Genomic DNA, 14,130 nt, shown 5'->3' with positions numbered 1-14,130 from the left:
CGGAGCGTGACGGTGGAGCGGACGGACGTGCTCGTGGTCGGCGGCGGGCCCGTCGGGGTGTTCCTCGGCGCGCTGCTCGCGCAGGCGGACGTCGGCGTGCAGGTGTGGGAGAAGCGGGCGTCGGTGCCTGCGGGATCGCGCGCGATCGGCATCCATCCGCCGTCCCTCGACGCGTTCGAGGTGATCGGAGCGGCGGGGCCCGTCCTCGCGGAAGCGGCGCTCGTGACGCACGGCGTCGCGCGCAGCCGGGGCCAAGATCTGGGCGTGCTGTCGTTCGCTCGCGCGTCGCGGACGCATCCCTACGTCGCGACCCTCGATCAGCACCGGACGGAGACGATCCTCCGGGGACGGCTCGAGGCCCTCGACCCGACGGCCCTGCGGACGGGGATCGAGGTGAGCGGCCTGCACCGTCGCGGGACGCAGGTCGAGGTGACGGGCACCGGCCGGCACGGCGAGGCGATCGAGCTGCACGCCTCCTTCGTCGTCGGGGCGGACGGCGCCCGGAGCGCTGTGCGGGAGCTGCTCGGCATCAGCGTCTCCGGCCGCGACTACTCCGATCGTTACGTGATGGGCGACTTCGCCGACCCCGAGGTGGCCTCGCTGGCGTCCTCCGCTCTCGTCGACGTCGGTCCGGAGGGCGTCGTGGAGTCCTTCCCCCTGCCCGGCGGTCGGCGGCGCTACGTCGCGCTCAGCGGACCGGACGCCTCGCTCGGTGCCCCCGCCTGGCGCCCCGACGCGGCTCCGGACACGACGGCGGCGGCCGCGCTCGCCGCGGTCGTCCGCGCGCGCACGGGAGCACCTGTCGACGCGGCGACCTGCACGATGCTCAGCGGCTTCCGGGTCCGCCGGCGCGAGGCGGGCCTCGTCGGGATGGGGCGCGTGGTGCTCGTCGGCGACGCTGCGCACGAGATCAGCCCGATCGGCGGCCAGGGGATGAACCTGGGCTGGCTCGATGCGGCGGAACTCGCTCCGCTCCTGGTGCACGGCGTCCGCTCGGGAACGGCCGGCCCGTGGTCCGCCTTCGCCCGTCGACGGATGCGCGTGGCGCGCCGGGCCGCCCGACAAGCCGAGCTGAACATGGCGCTCGGTCGGCCGCTGGGAGCCGTCGCCCATCGAGGTCGCACGGCCCTCCTGCGCACGCTGCTCGCGCTGCCGACGTCCGATCTTCTGGCGCGCGTCTACGCGATGCGCTGGTCCTGATCCGGGTCAGGCCACGAGACGGGCGCCCGAGAGCCCCAGCTCGACGACGAGCACGAGCGACGCCGCGATCACCAGGCGGAAGAGCAGACGCGTCGGGGGTCCGGTCAGCACGAGGCGGATCCCGACGGCGGCGAGCGCGATCACGGCGAGGGCCCCGGCGACGGCCAGCGCGATGCCCGGCCCGCGCACCGCCTCCGCACCCCCGATCTGACCGAGAAGAACCAGGAGCGCGGCGACGACGAGGGAGCCGAAGGCGACGACGCCCGAGAGCCGGAGTCCCAGTCGGTGCGGGAACCCGCGGACGCCGGTGGCCTCGTCGTCGACCAGGTCCGGCAGCACGTTGGTGCAGTGGATCGCGACGCCGAACACGGCTCCGGTCGCGATCGCCCAGACGGCCGGGAGGGGACCGCCGCCGGCCGCGACGGCGACGACGGGGAGGAGGCCGAACGCGACGACGAAGGGGAGCACCGAGACGGCTGTGCGCTTGAGTCCGGCGTCGTACGCCCAGCCGGCCGCGACCAGCACGATGTGGGCGATCGCCGAGACCGGGCCGAGCAGGAGCGAGAGCACGACCGAGACGGCGGCGGTGACGATCGCGGCGGTCCGCACGGCGCGGACGCTGATCGCTCCGACGGCCGCCGGCTTGTCGATGCGACCGACCGCGCGGTCGCGGTCGACGTCGATCCAGTCGTTCGCGAGCCCGATCGAGAGCTGCCCCGCGAGCACGGCCAGCGCGACGAGCACCACCACGGGGAGGGGTCGACCCGCCGCGGCGGCGAGCACCGTGGCGAGGACCGTGACGGTGACGGTGGGCCCGGGGTGCGACGAAGCCAGGAGGAGGCGCACCCGGGACGTCATCGCCCCAGCCTACGGGCCGCTGCCGTCGTTCAGCCGACCGTGACCGCCGCGCTGGAGGGCCTGCGACCGTGCCGCATCCAGACGAAGAACCCGAGCAGCGTGAACGCTCCGTAGACGACGTACATGAGGCCGGAGGCGTAGTACCCGGCCGAGAAGAGCAGGGGCACGCCCACGACATCGACGGCGACCCAGATCAGCCAGAACTCGACCCACCCCTTCGCCATGCCGTAGGTCGCGAGCAGCGACCCGGTGAAGATCCACGCGTCGCTCCACACCGGCTCGTACGAGCCCAGGGCGCGGAACAGCGGAGTGAGCACCGCGGTGCCGCCGACCATCCCGAGCACCAGGAGCGCGCGGGTCCGCCAGGACGCCCACCGCGGCTCGATCACGGTCGGCGACGACTCCGGGCGGTGCGTCCACCGGTACCAGCCGTAGACGCTCACGATCATGAACATGACCTGCCGTCCGGCCTGTCCGAGCAGGTTCACGGGGTTCGGAGTGCCGAAGAGGGCGCCCATGAAGACCGTGAAGAGCAGGGCGTTGCCGACGAGCCCGACCGGCCAGGCCCAGACCTTCCGCCGCATGCCGCCCAGAGCACTCGCGAGCCCGAAAGCGTTGCCGATGACCTCGCGCCACAGCACCCTCTGGTCGCCCAGGACGATCTGCGCATCGAACAGCCAGTGCACGAGCTCCACGTGATCCTCCTCAGCCCCCTCGTGCAGCAACGGAGGAGGGCCGCGCATTCCCGAGGTCAGAACAGCGAGTAGACCACGTCGAAGCAGACCGCCGCGGCCGCCGTGACCGCGAGTGACGCGAGCACGACCAGCGGGCCGGGCCTGCGACGCAGGACGGCGAGCAGGAGGAACCCGACGCCGAGCACGATCTCGAGCCACCAGTAGACCGGGCTCGTGGTGTCGGCGACGGCGCCCAGCGCCCAGATCCCCTCGCCGATCAGGACCCCCGAGAGCGGAGCGACAGCCGGCACCCGCCAGGCGGTCGTGCCGTGCAGAGTGAGCGCCGCGGCGGCTCCGAGGATCGGGCCGGCGGGGACGGCGAGCAGCCAGAACGGATCGGAGAACGGCGGCGACCAGCCGAAGCCGCGCCAGCCGGTGACCAGGTCGTAGCCCTCGAGCATCGCGAGGAACGAGACGAGGCCGACGACCGCGCCGGGCACGGGACGCACCCGCGTGAGCCGCACGAGGGCGAACACCAGCATCGACCAGCCACCGGACGAGTTGGCGAACGAGTTCAGCGCGGGCGGGAGGACGGTCTGCAGGAGGCTCGTCGCCCCTCCCAGCAGCAGTCCGCCGACGAGGGCGAGGGCGAGGGCGGACAGCAGGGAGGATCGCGAGGCGGAGGGCACGCTCCGATCCTGTCGGGCCGCGCGGCCGAGCGGATCGGGGAGAACCCTGATTCCACACCGGCCCGTGCCGGGACGGGCTCAGTCGGCCCGCACCGACACGTTCTCGCCGAGCGGCGTCCAGTCCTCGAAGGAGGAGTCCTCCGGCCCGCCGCCGTCGGGATGGAGCTGCACCGTCCAGGCGCCCGGACCCGACGACACGGTCCCTCCGCCCGTCGTGCAGGCGCTGCTCGACTGAGCGCCGGCGTCGACGATCACGCACTGATCGCCGCGTTCGACGGAGGAGCCGAGGTACACCTCCAGGCCCTCGACCGAGCCCGCGTAGCGCGCCGACTCCGGATCGATCCCGTCGGTGACGACTCCGAGATCCGGCAGTACATCGGTGTCGGTGCGCTCGCGACCGAAGTCCGAGAACGCGATCGGTCCCGCGCATCCCGAGAGCAGCGGCACCGCCGCGAGCACGACCGCGAGCGCGGCGATCCGTCGTCCGTCCCTGGTCCTGCTCCGCGCCATCGAGGCCCCCTTCGCGCTGCGGTCCGCCCACCCTAGCGGGGGAGCGCGATGCCGGGGCCACGAGGGCTCAGGCCGAGCTCTCCCGCACGATCAGGCGCGGCGCGGCCATGTACTCCTCGGCCGCCGTGGTCCCGCCCGCGATCCGGTAGACGAGCCGCTCGACCGCGGTGCGCGCCATGAAGGCGTGGTCGGGATCGATCGTGGTCAGCCTCGGCACCGTGTACTCGCCCTCGAGGATCGCGTCGAAGGCGGCGACCCTGACCTGTCCCGGCACCGGGATCCCTCGATCCGCGAGACCCCGGAGGACCCCGATCCCGACGGTGTCGGTGATGCAGAACACCCCGTCGAAGGGGACGCCGCGGTCGAGGAAGTCGCGGATGCCCCGGGCACCGCCGGCCATCGTGAACTCGCCGACCTCGATGTGCAGCGCCGGGTCGACCGCGAGTCCGGCCTCCTCGTGCGCGCGACGATAGCCCTCGAGGCGCAGACTCGAGACGTCGACCTCGTCGGGTGCCGGATCGTCGACCATCACGATCCGGCGGCAGCCCTTCTCGATCAGATGGGCGACGGCCATCCGGGCCCCGTCCACGTTCGCCATGGCCACGTGATCGACCGGCCCCTCGAAGATGCGCTCGCCGAGGATCACGAGCGGATGATCGACGCGCAGCAGCTCCGTGTCGGCCGCGCCGAGCCCGACGGTGCTCAGGATGATGCCGTCGTACAGCCGCTTCCGGGAGGACGCGAGCGCCCCGAGCTCGTTCTCGCGCTGGGCGCCGGTCTGCTCGATCACGACGCGGAGGTCGTGCTTCTCGGCGGCGGCGATGATCTCGGCAGCGAGCCGGCCGTAGTACGGCCGGTCGATCTCGGGCACCGCGAGTCCGATGGTGCCGGTGCGTCCCGTCCGCAGGTTCCGCGCGGCGACGTTCACCCGGTAGTCGAGCCGCGTGATCACGTCGAGCACCTTCTCGCGCGTGGTCTCGCGGACGTGCGGGTGGTCGTTCAGCACGTGCGACACGGTCATCGCCGAGACCCCGGCCTCTTTCGCCACGTCGTGGATGGTCACCATGACGCACCTCCTCCCCTCGAGCTTCCCACGGGTGCAGGCCCGATCCCGGCACGGGAGCGGAGCCGTGCCGCTTCGTCGTCGGTGAGCGCGAGGAGCGACCCGTGGCGCGCGTCGTCGGGTAGACGCGCGCCACGGACCGGTTCGAACCCTCCGGTCCCGGGTCGGGCGGAGGAGAAGACGCGGTACCCGCGCAGGCCGAACTCATCGATCAGCAGCCAGGTCGTGGTCCCGTCGGGGGAGCGGATGACCGCGGGACCTTCGCCGCGGGCGAGCTCGGGGCGGCCAATCCCCGTCCGCACGGTCTCGAAGCGGCCGTCCAGGGACACTCCGCGCGCGAGCGTGATCGAGGTCGCGTCGGCTCCCGTCGGCGTCTCGACCGTGAAGCGGAGCCACCCGTCGCCGTCGGGGAGGAACGTCGCGTCGATGACGTCGCGACCGGTGTCCAGGGCGATCCTCGCAGAGGAGAAGCGCACGAAGTCCTCCGTCTCGACAACGAGGATCCTCTGGTGGACGGCGGTGCCGCGATCCTGCCCGGGCGGGAAGAGCGCGCTCGAGAAGAAGACCTGCCAGCAGCCGCGCTCCTCGCTCCGGTACGCCTTCGGCGCCCACGCGTTGCCCGCCTCCTCCGGAGCGACGGCTCGCAGCTGGGGATCGCCCCAGTCGACGAGATCCGACGACTCCCACACCAGGATCGACCGGCTGCCGTGCCGCACCGCCCGGTGCCAGTCGTCGACGTCCTCCGTGCGCAGGTCCGTGGCGAGCAGCACGACCCGTCCCGAGGCGGTATCCCGCACGAGGAACGGGTCCCTGGCTCCGCCCTCGCCCACGTCCGAGCGCAGAGGCCCGCCCGGCAGTGCATGGAAGACGAGCGGAGTCGCGTCCGCGCTCACGGCGAACCGCACGGCCTCCCCACCGGGTCCCGGGAGGAAGTAGGCGAGGAGGTACCCGGTCACCCCTTCACGCTGCCGGACACCAGACCGCCCACGATGTGCTTTTGCATCAGGACGAAGAAGACCACCATCGGCAGCAGCACGACGACGCTCAGCGTGAGGAACGCGGGCCAGTTCACTCCGAACTGCCCGACCGCCTTGTACACCTGCAGCACGAGCGTCTGCTTCTCGGACGAGCTGATGAAGACGTTCGGGGTGATGAAGTCGTTCCACACCCACATCGTCTGGAAGACGCCCACGGTGATGAGGATCGGCCGGATCAGGGGGAGCACGATGCGCCAGTAGATCTGCCACGGACCCGCCCCGTCGATCCGCGCGGCCTCGAAGATCTCGAGCGGGAGCGACTTCATGTACCCCTGGATCAGGAAGTAGCAGAAGATCGACCCCGCGGCGTAGAGCAGGATCAGCCCCTCCAGGCTGTCGACCAGACCGGCGCTCGCCAGGAGGCGGTAGAGCGGGATCAGCGTCGCCTGACCGGGCACCAGGAACGCGATGATCAGCACGACCGACACGATCCGGGTGAGGAGCGTGGTGCGCAGCAGCATCGCGTAGGCCGCCATCGAGCCCACGAGGAGCATGAGCGCCACCGACACGACCGTCACGTAGAACGTGTTCGCGAAGGCCCCGACGATCGGGACGGAAACGAACACGTCGGCGTAGTTGCCGAAGTCGAGGCGGGTCGGCAGGGCGAACGGAGCGTTCGACACCTCCTGCTGCGTCTTCAGCGTGCTGACGACGATGTAGTAGAAGGGTGCGCCGACCAGCGCGGCCAGCGCGATCATGCCGATGCTGGTCAGGGCGCCCGCCACTCCGCGACGGCGCTGAGCGCGCGTGGGACGCGGGCGTCGGCGGGGGACGGGGGGATCGGCGACCGGCGGCGCCGGGGGCAGGGAGACCGCGGTGGTGGTCATGAGGTCCTCTCCTCGAATCGGCGCGAGATGAGCAGCTGCACGGCGACGATCGAGCCGACGACGAGCAGGAACACGACGGCGAGGGCCGAGGCCTTGCCGAACTGCGCCTGGCCGACTCCGTTCTGGATGATCGACTGCGTGATCGTGTAAGTCGAGAACCCCGGCCCGCCCTTGGTCAGGGTGAAGGGCAGGTCGTAGACCTTCAGCCCGCCCGTCATGAGGAGCAGCGTGCTCACCGTCACCGCGGGGGCGAGCAGGGGAAGCGTGATCGAGAAGAAGCGCCGCGGGGCCGACGCCCCGTCGATGCGGGCGACCTCGTAGTAGTCCTCGGGGATCGACTGCAGGTAGGCGAGGTAGAGGATCGCGTGCCAGCCGGTGCTCGACCAGACCCCCACGACGATGACCGAGAGCTGGGCGAGGGCGCCGTTCGAGAGCCACGGCACCGGACCGAGCCCCGCGACGGTCTCGAGCACCCGGTTGATAGCTCCGGAGCCCAGCGGCGACAGGATCAGGCCCCAGACGAGGCCGAGGATCGCGATGCTGGGGATGGCCGGGAAGAAGAGGACGGCTCGGACCGCTCCGCGACCGGCGAAGGGGCGGTTGAGGACGAGGGCCAGAGGGATCGCCAGCGCGGTGACGAGGACCGTGGTCCCGAGGCTGTAGGTCAGCGTGAAGAGGAGCCCGGCCAGCATCGCCGGGTCGCGGACGATGCTGGCGTAGTTCGCGAGTCCGACGAACTCGGAGTCGACGGAGTAGCCGTCGAAGTCGGTCAGGCTGAAGTAGAACGACTGGGCGAGCGGCACGGCGAAGAGCAGGACGAAGACGAGCACGATCGGCACGAGGAACAGGCTCGTGCTGACGGTCTCGCGACGCCGGAGCGGATCGATGCGGGCGCGCCGGACGACGGCGGCGCTTCGGCGCGGTGCGGTGAGGGCTGACATGGTTCTCCGTTCCCGGAGGGCCGGCCCGGCCGGAGCCGGGCCGAGCCCTCAGCCCTGCGACTCGAGTCGCGCCTGCAGCGCCGCCGAGACGTCCTCGGGGGAGGCCTGCCCCTGCACGAGCAGCTGGATCTGGGCGACCGCCTCGGTGCTCAGCGCGTCCTGCTCGCGCGGCCAGGCGATCGAGGGGAGGTAGAAGCGCCCCTCCTGCAGGCCGGCGAGGTTCGGCTCGAGCGCCGGATCGACGACCGGCGTGTAGTTGGCGGTGGTCGTCAGCGCGGAGGTCCCCTCCTGGTAGATCCGGACGCCCTCCTCGCTGCCGAGGAAGCTCAGGAACGCCTCCGCCTCGGCCTCGTGGTCGGTCTTCGCGTTGATCGCGAAGCCGGGGGACGCGGCTCCGGCCCAGAAGCCGGCACCGTCGAGAGTGGGGAAGGGAGCGAACTCGACGTCGAGGTCCGGGGCCTTCTCGCGGACGGCGGGCAGGTTCCACGGTCCGGCAGCGATCATCGCGACGCGTCCGTTCGCGAACTCGTCCACGATCTGGTCGCCGGTCAGGCTGACCACGTCCTGGCTCATCAGCCCGCTGGTGAGCAGCTCGCTCCAGGCGGCGAGCGGCTCGTCCCAGAGGTCGCCGAACTCGGCGCTCCCGTCGAAGATCGCCTCGTCGACCGCGCCGCCCTGCTCGGCGTCGACCGAGCCGACCATCGCCGACAGGCCCATCGGGATCTGCGTGGCGGCGTCGTAGTACGGCACGACCCCGGTGTCCTTCACGCTCGACAGCGCGTCGAGGAAGCCGTCCCAGTCGGTCGGCACCTCCGTGACGCCCGCCGCGTCCAGCAGTGCCCGGTTGTAGAGGATCCCTCCGGCCCAGGAGGAGGTCGACATGCCGTACGCCTTGCCGTCGCTGCTGTACGTCTCGGTGTTGTACGGCGACATCTCGGCCATGAACGGCTCATCGGTCAGGTCCTTCACGAAGCCGCCGTCGATGAGGTTCGTCTTGTTCTCGGCGGCGATCAGGAACACGTCCGCCGCGTTGTTCCCCGCGAGGCGGGTCTGCAGGGTCGAGACGTACTCGGCGACCGGAGGAGCGTTCGAGAACTCGACCGAGATCTCCGGGTTCGCCGCCTCGAAGGCCTCGATGACCGGGGTCATCGTCGCCTCGTTGTCCCAGGAGAAGAAGCTGAGCTCGGTCTTCCCGGAGTCGGCGCCGGCGGACCCGCAGGCGGTCAGGGAGAAGGCGCTCGCCGCGGCGACGGCGAGGGCGGCCGTGCGGAGGGCGACGGCGTGGGGGCGATGCGACATTGCATTCCTCGTTCTGTGGTGGGTGGGTGGGTGGGATCAGGAGAGAGGGAGTCGGAGGTGGGCGTGCCGGGGGACGACGGGCACGAGTCGGTCGCCGTCGTGGTGGAGAAGGTCGAAGACGATCTCGCGGTGCACCCCGTCTCCGCCCGGCACGGCGAAGCGGTGGTAGGCGATGACCCAGTCGTCCGTGCCGGGGACGCGGCAGATCGAGTGGTGGCCGGTCGCGAGGATGCCCTCGGCGGTGTTCTTCTCGAGCAGAACGCCGCCGTCGGTCCAGGGGCCGAAGGGGCTGCGGCCGACCGCCCAGCGCACGCGGTAGTCCTCCTCCCTGGTGTCGTTCTCGGACCAGGTGAGGAAGTAGGCGTCGCCGCGCCGGTGCAGGTGCGCCGCCTCCCGGAACCCGGTCGGCACCCACGAGTGCACCGCGTCCTCGTCGAACGACATCAGGTCGTCGCCCAGGCGCACCAGGTGGGCGACGGAGTTGCCCCAGAGCAGGTAGACCGCACCGTCGTCGTCGACGAACACCGATGGATCGATGGCGGTGCCGGGGAAGCGGCCGGCGGGGACGAGGGGGGTGCCGAGGTCGGCGTAGGGGCCCGCGGCGTCGGTGGCGCGGGCCGCTCCGATGCTGTTGCCCGCCGTGAAGTAGAGGTAGTGGGTGCCGTCCCGCTCGAGAGCGGCGGGCGCCCAGGCGAAGGAGTCGGCCCAGACGACGTCGCGCCCGAGGCGGAGGATCTCGCCCTCGTCCGTCCAGTCGACCAGGTCGGGGGAGGAGTAGCACCGGAAGGCCCGGGCGCCCCAGTCCTGGATGCCGTCGGTCGTCGGGAACAGGTGCCATCTGCCTCCGGAGACGACGAGCGACGGATCGGCGAGGAACCGCTCCAGAGGCGAGGGGGAGGGAGCCCTCGTGCCGGTGTCGTGCATCGCACTCCTTCGTGCTCGCGCTCCTGTATCGATACAGGGTTGATCATGTATCGATAAAGTACGTCGCGCTCGAAGCCGTGTCAAGAGAGCGGAGGAGTGGACTCATCGCCGGGGCGACGACTCCGGCGTCCGGATCACGCTGCGCCGGCGATGCCCGCGACGACCAGGCCCGCGCCGCCGAGAGCCGCGACGACGAGGGTGACCCGTCGCACCGCTGCGCCCGACACTCGGGGCGCGACGAGCATCGCCGCGATCGTCCCGATGACGAGCCCAGCCGCCGCCCAGCCCGCTCCCGACAGATCAGCCGGGGACGGGCCGAGCACCAGCAGCGTCAGCAGGTTGAGGGGGAGCGCGAACGCCTGGAGGGTCGCGCTCGCGACGACGGGTGTCCAGCGGCGCTGGGCGGCGAAGAGGGCGACGGGCGGACCGCCGGCGCCCGCCAGCACGGTGAAGACTCCGCTGAGCGCCCCGGCGAGGACCGCGCCCCGCGCGCCGTCGAGGAACGGGAGTGCACGTCCGCCTGCCACGAGCGCCGTCGCGAGCAGGATCACCACTCCCGCGACGACGGCGAGGGCCGCGGGCCGGACGGCGTCCAGCAGGAGTGCCGCCGGCACGACCAGCAGTGCCGCGGGCACGAGGAGGCGCAGCGCCTCCGCCGGACGCACGTGCCGGAACGATCGGAGGAGGACGACGGCGTTGAGGACGATCGAGAGCGCCAGAACGGTGCGGACGCCGCGGTCGTGGCCGATCGCGAGCACGAGCAGGGGAGAGGCGACCAGCGCGAAACCGACTCCCGACAGCACCTGGCACACCGCGCCGACGGCGACCACGAGCAGGACGAGCGCGCTCAACGCCTCCACGGACGGCTCCCTCTCCGGATCCGAACGGCGGCAGGAGCGACGTGGGTGATCAACGGCTCGCGTCCTGCGCGCGAGGTCGGCGGAGGCGCAGGGCGGTCCGGACGACGATCACCGCGACGATCACGAGCCAGACCCAGAGGTTCGCGGGAGCTCCGAGCAGAGACCGGTGCGCCGTCTCGCACCGCGACGCCGACGGCTCGACGGCGTCGTAGCAGGTGGAGACGGTCGAGAGCGGCGCGAGGACGAGGGTCGCCAGGAGCACGAGACCGATGGCCGTCAGGAGGATCAGCGGTCGCGACATGTCCCGATCCGATCAGATCGCGCGGCCGCAGGAGGCGCGACTCGCCCGGAGCGCACGAAGGCCCGCCGATCGGTGACCGGCGGGCCTTCGCAGGAAGGGTGGCGCGGCCCGCCCTACCTGACCTTCTTGATCGGGAAGATGACCAGCGCTCCGATGATCGCGGCGACCGCGCAGACGGAGAACCAGAGTGCGTAGTTGTTGCCCGACGGGTCGCTGACGTAGACGAGGATGCCGCCGATGAGCGGCGCGATCGTCTGGGGGAGGGCGTTGGCGATGTTGAACACGCCGAGGTCCTTGCCCGAGTTCTCGGGGTCGGGGAGGACGTCCACGACGAGGGCGAGGTCGACGCCGACGTAGATGCCGTAGGCGATGCCGAGCAGCGCCTCGAGGATGTAGAAGGTGGGGACGTCCTGCACGAAGATCAGCGCGAAGGTCCCGATCGCGAACAGCGCGGTGGAGCTCCAGACGAAGACCTTGCGCCGTCCGATCCGGTCCGACAGCCAGCCGGCGAAGTAGCTGGCTCCGACCAGGGTGGCGGTGTAGATGAGCACGCTCGTCGTGATGACGCCGGGGATGTCCTCGGCGTCGACGCCGATGTGGTTGAGGAGGTAGAAGAATCGGAACGTCGTGAAGCCGAAGCTCGCGAAGGTGATGAGGAAGCGGGACCACCAGGCGAGCGCGTAGTCGGGGTTCTTGCGCGGGCTGACCCAGAAGGTCTCGGCCCAGTCGCGGAGGGTCGCACGCGGCGGAGCGGCGGGCAGGCGGCGGTCGGGGAGGACGACGGCGAAGACGACCATGACGATGATGGCGAGGACCGAGGGGCCGACGAAGAGGATGAGGAGCTGGTCCTGGAACGCCTGCGCGACGTAGGTGCCGCCGAGGACGCCGACGTTCTGCGCGATGCCGAGGGCCGCGGTGATCTTGCCGCGCTGGAACTTGGGCACCTGGTCGGCGATCGTCGCGATGAAGGGCGCGAGCGTCATGTTGGCGCCGAGCTGGGCGAGCGACCAGCCGACCGTGGCGAGAAGGAGGCTGGGCGCCAGCGCCATGATCACGAAGGCCACGGTCATGATGACGGTGCCGGCGACGATCCAGACGCGACGACGGCCGAAGCGGCTCGTCGTGCGGTCCGAGAGCCGACCGAAGGCGACGTTGGCGATCGTGGCGAACAGGGCACCGAATCCGCCCAGCACCGCTGCGGCTCCGGTCGCACCGTTCGCGTCGATGACGCCCGCGTCGACGAACGACTGGATCTTGATTCCGATGCCGACGATCGCCGGCCCCAGCAGGGCGATGAAGAACACCAGCTGCGCCGCGAGCAGCCAGAAGATGTAGCTCCCCTTGGCGGGCTCGGTCGGCTCCGGGAAGCCCTGGTCGCGCCTGACCGTCGCGGTCGCCGTCGTCATTCCGGACGGCATACCCGCCGCGGATCCACTCGCAGTTGTCATCTCTGAGTCCTCTCACCGTTGAGTCGACGGGTCTCCACAGCCTCTGCCGAAAACCGAACGTCGTTTGGGAACTGAGTATGCACGGGGCGGATCGACGCCGCAAGAGATCGGACGCAGAAATTCCGACCGATGTATGGTTTTCACGTCGCGGCAGGGACGCCCGACGGATCGGAGCAGAACCACGACCCCGACCGCCCGCCGCGACCCCGCCGATGGCGTGCCCGCCACGTGAGGACACGCCGGTGAGCACCCGGCCGCCGCGTGTCGGGGAGACTGTCGGAATGGCAGCAGAGCGCAGCATCCGCCACGGGCGGCTCCGGCGACGGTCGGGACGGCGGACCGCGCTGGTCGCGGTGGCGGCGGGACTGGCCGTCCTCGGCGTCAGCGCGACCTCGCTGGTGGCCATCGCGGCCGCGAGCATCAGTCGCAACGTCACCGGCAACGCCGTCGACCTCGGCGTCGAGGCCGACGGCACCGGAGGCCTGCGGCTCGGCGCGATCGAGGGCGGCTTCAGCGTCCTGATCGTCGGCACCGACAACGACGCCGCGCAGGGCGAGCAGTTCGGCGTCCGCGACGCCACGCTCAACGACGTCAACATCCTCCTGCACGTCTCGGAGGACCACGGCAGCGCGACGGTGATCAGCTTCCCGCGCGACCTGATCCTCGACCGCCCCGAGTGCACCGACCCCGAGACGGGAGTCGTCTCACCGGCCGAGACCGCCGCCTCGCTCAACCGTGCGTTCGGCGCCGGGGGACTGGCCTGCGTCAACGACACCCTGCAGGCGTTCACCGGCCTCTCCGTGCCCTACGCCGGCTGGGTCTCGTTCAACGGCGTCATCGAGATGAGCAACGCGGTCGGGGGAGTGCCGATCTGCCTCGCCGGTTCGATCCGGGACACCGACTCCGGCCTCGACCTGCCCGCAGGCGTGTCGACCGTCTCCGGAGAGACGGCGCTCGCGTTCCTGCGCACCCGCAAGGGCGTCGGCGACGGCAGCGATCTTGGGCGCATCTCCTCCCAGCAGCAGTACCTCGCCTCGCTGATGCGCACCGTCCGCTCGGCCGACACGCTCTCGAACCCGCCCGTGCTCTACGGGCTCGCCCAGGCGGCCTCCTCGAACCTGCACCTCTCGACGACGATGACGAACCCGAGCACGATGATCTCCCTCGCGCTCGCCCTCAAGGACATCGACCTCGAGCGGATGGTGTTCGTGCAGTACCCCGCGCTCGACGACCCGGACTACCCGGGGAAGGTCGTCCCGGATCCGGTGCTCGGCGCCGAGCTGATGGCACGGGTCCTGGCGGACGAGCCCGTCGTGCTCGCCCCGGCTCCGGGAGACCCGGTCGAGCCCGCGCCGCCCGCCGTCGAGCCCACGGCCGGCGCACAGGAGCCTGCTCCGCCGCAGGAGCCCGCGGCGGTCGCCGCTCCGGGCCAGACGGCCGCGGAGGAGACCTGCGCGGTCCCCTCCGGCTGAGCCCGGGGCCTCCGATCCGAGGCCTCG

Annotated in this window: 15 protein-coding genes; 2 read left to right on the top strand and 13 right to left on the bottom strand. The window is 71.4% G+C overall.

The genetic code is table 11. The features are described from left to right. Positions 1-6 precede the first annotated feature (6 nt). The gene (locus LRG51_RS01735) at positions 7-1,200 is read left to right on the top strand and encodes an FAD-dependent oxidoreductase (RefSeq protein ID WP_230670637.1); all 1,194 of its coding nucleotides are present in this window, start codon (positions 7-9) and stop codon (positions 1,198-1,200) included. Positions 1,201-1,206: 6 nt separating this feature from the next. Here the strand turns inward: LRG51_RS01735 and LRG51_RS01730 are convergent, their stop codons facing one another. The 13 genes from LRG51_RS01730 to LRG51_RS01670 all read right to left on the bottom strand — a co-directional run bounded on the left by LRG51_RS01730 (position 1,207) and on the right by LRG51_RS01670 (position 12,589). After that, the gene (locus LRG51_RS01730) at positions 1,207-2,058 is read right to left on the bottom strand and encodes a UbiA family prenyltransferase (protein WP_055792191.1); all 852 of its coding nucleotides are present in this window, start codon (positions 2,056-2,058) and stop codon (positions 1,207-1,209) included. Between the two features lie 29 nt (positions 2,059-2,087). Continuing rightward, positions 2,088-2,753: a nicotinamide riboside transporter PnuC gene (pnuC, locus tag LRG51_RS01725; RefSeq protein WP_082481449.1), complete on the bottom strand. Its 666-nt coding sequence runs from the start codon at positions 2,751-2,753 to the stop codon at positions 2,088-2,090. A gap of 56 nt (positions 2,754-2,809) precedes the next feature. Further along, positions 2,810-3,421 (bottom strand): DUF6518 family protein, encoded by a 612-nt coding sequence (locus LRG51_RS01720; RefSeq protein WP_055792185.1) that lies wholly within the window; start codon positions 3,419-3,421, stop codon positions 2,810-2,812. Between the two features lie 78 nt (positions 3,422-3,499). Next, positions 3,500-3,931, bottom strand: a complete 432-nt coding sequence (locus LRG51_RS01715; RefSeq protein ID WP_055792182.1) for a hypothetical protein — start codon at positions 3,929-3,931, stop codon at positions 3,500-3,502. 67 nt (positions 3,932-3,998) lie between these two features. After that, positions 3,999-4,997 carry a LacI family DNA-binding transcriptional regulator gene (locus LRG51_RS01710; RefSeq protein WP_055792180.1) on the bottom strand — a complete coding sequence of 333 codons (999 nt, stop codon included), beginning with the start codon at positions 4,995-4,997 and terminating at the stop codon, positions 3,999-4,001. Next, complete coding sequence (locus tag LRG51_RS01705) at positions 4,991-5,950, bottom strand: glycoside hydrolase family 43 protein (RefSeq protein WP_055792177.1); 960 nt, start codon at positions 5,948-5,950, stop codon at positions 4,991-4,993. Before LRG51_RS01705 ends, LRG51_RS01710 begins: the two co-directional genes overlap by 7 nt. Further along, positions 5,947-6,858 (bottom strand): carbohydrate ABC transporter permease, encoded by a 912-nt coding sequence (locus LRG51_RS01700; RefSeq protein ID WP_230670634.1) that lies wholly within the window; start codon positions 6,856-6,858, stop codon positions 5,947-5,949. The genes LRG51_RS01705 and LRG51_RS01700 overlap by 4 nt, the downstream gene beginning before the upstream one ends. Beyond that, complete coding sequence (locus LRG51_RS01695) at positions 6,855-7,799, bottom strand: carbohydrate ABC transporter permease (protein ID WP_082481445.1); 945 nt, start codon at positions 7,797-7,799, stop codon at positions 6,855-6,857. Before LRG51_RS01695 ends, LRG51_RS01700 begins: the two co-directional genes overlap by 4 nt. Positions 7,800-7,847: 48 nt before the next feature. After that, positions 7,848-9,098, bottom strand: a complete 1,251-nt coding sequence (locus LRG51_RS01690; protein ID WP_055792174.1) for an ABC transporter substrate-binding protein — start codon at positions 9,096-9,098, stop codon at positions 7,848-7,850. Positions 9,099-9,134: 36 nt separating this feature from the next. Then, the gene (locus tag LRG51_RS01685) at positions 9,135-10,022 is read right to left on the bottom strand and encodes a family 43 glycosylhydrolase (protein ID WP_055792172.1); all 888 of its coding nucleotides are present in this window, start codon (positions 10,020-10,022) and stop codon (positions 9,135-9,137) included. 134 nt (positions 10,023-10,156) lie between these two features. After that, the gene (locus LRG51_RS01680; RefSeq protein ID WP_055792169.1) at positions 10,157-10,882 is read right to left on the bottom strand and encodes a TSUP family transporter; all 726 of its coding nucleotides are present in this window, start codon (positions 10,880-10,882) and stop codon (positions 10,157-10,159) included. A gap of 49 nt (positions 10,883-10,931) precedes the next feature. Continuing rightward, complete coding sequence (locus LRG51_RS01675) at positions 10,932-11,183, bottom strand: hypothetical protein (RefSeq protein WP_230670632.1); 252 nt, start codon at positions 11,181-11,183, stop codon at positions 10,932-10,934. A 113-nt stretch (positions 11,184-11,296) separates the two neighbouring features. Then, entirely contained in the window at positions 11,297-12,589 is a 1,293-nt protein-coding gene (locus tag LRG51_RS01670) for an MFS transporter (protein ID WP_230670628.1), read from the bottom strand. 323 nt (positions 12,590-12,912) lie between these two features. On the opposite strand from LRG51_RS01670, the gene LRG51_RS01665 reads away from it, so the two are divergent. Then, the gene (locus LRG51_RS01665; RefSeq protein WP_230670625.1) at positions 12,913-14,103 is read left to right on the top strand and encodes an LCP family protein; all 1,191 of its coding nucleotides are present in this window, start codon (positions 12,913-12,915) and stop codon (positions 14,101-14,103) included. Positions 14,104-14,130: the final 27 nt, after the last annotated feature.

This window comes from Rathayibacter sp. Leaf248 (genome assembly GCF_920939495.1).
GTDB classification, from domain to species: Bacteria; Actinomycetota; Actinomycetes; order Actinomycetales; family Microbacteriaceae; genus Rathayibacter; species Rathayibacter caricis.
This window is presented reverse-complemented; position numbering and strand designations above follow the sequence as displayed.

Excerpts from the sequence above, each read along its gene's own strand:
- LRG51_RS01665 (WP_230670625.1), top strand. The coding sequence starts at position 12,913 with ATGGCAGCAGAGCGCAGCATCCGCCACGGGCGGCTCCGGCGACGGTCG.
- LRG51_RS01690 (WP_055792174.1), bottom strand. The coding sequence starts at position 9,098 with ATGTCGCATCGCCCCCACGCCGTCGCCCTCCGCACGGCCGCCCTCGCC.
- LRG51_RS01670 (WP_230670628.1), bottom strand. The coding sequence starts at position 12,589 with ATGACGACGGCGACCGCGACGGTCAGGCGCGACCAGGGCTTCCCGGAG.
- LRG51_RS01700 (WP_230670634.1), bottom strand. The coding sequence starts at position 6,858 with ATGACCACCACCGCGGTCTCCCTGCCCCCGGCGCCGCCGGTCGCCGAT.
- LRG51_RS01715 (WP_055792182.1), bottom strand. The coding sequence starts at position 3,931 with ATGGCGCGGAGCAGGACCAGGGACGGACGACGGATCGCCGCGCTCGCG.
- LRG51_RS01710 (WP_055792180.1), bottom strand. The coding sequence starts at position 4,997 with ATGGTGACCATCCACGACGTGGCGAAAGAGGCCGGGGTCTCGGCGATG.
- LRG51_RS01695 (WP_082481445.1), bottom strand. The coding sequence starts at position 7,799 with ATGTCAGCCCTCACCGCACCGCGCCGAAGCGCCGCCGTCGTCCGGCGC.
- LRG51_RS01730 (WP_055792191.1), bottom strand. The coding sequence starts at position 2,058 with ATGACGTCCCGGGTGCGCCTCCTCCTGGCTTCGTCGCACCCCGGGCCC.
- LRG51_RS01685 (WP_055792172.1), bottom strand. The coding sequence starts at position 10,022 with ATGCACGACACCGGCACGAGGGCTCCCTCCCCCTCGCCTCTGGAGCGG.
- LRG51_RS01675 (WP_230670632.1), bottom strand. The coding sequence starts at position 11,183 with ATGTCGCGACCGCTGATCCTCCTGACGGCCATCGGTCTCGTGCTCCTG.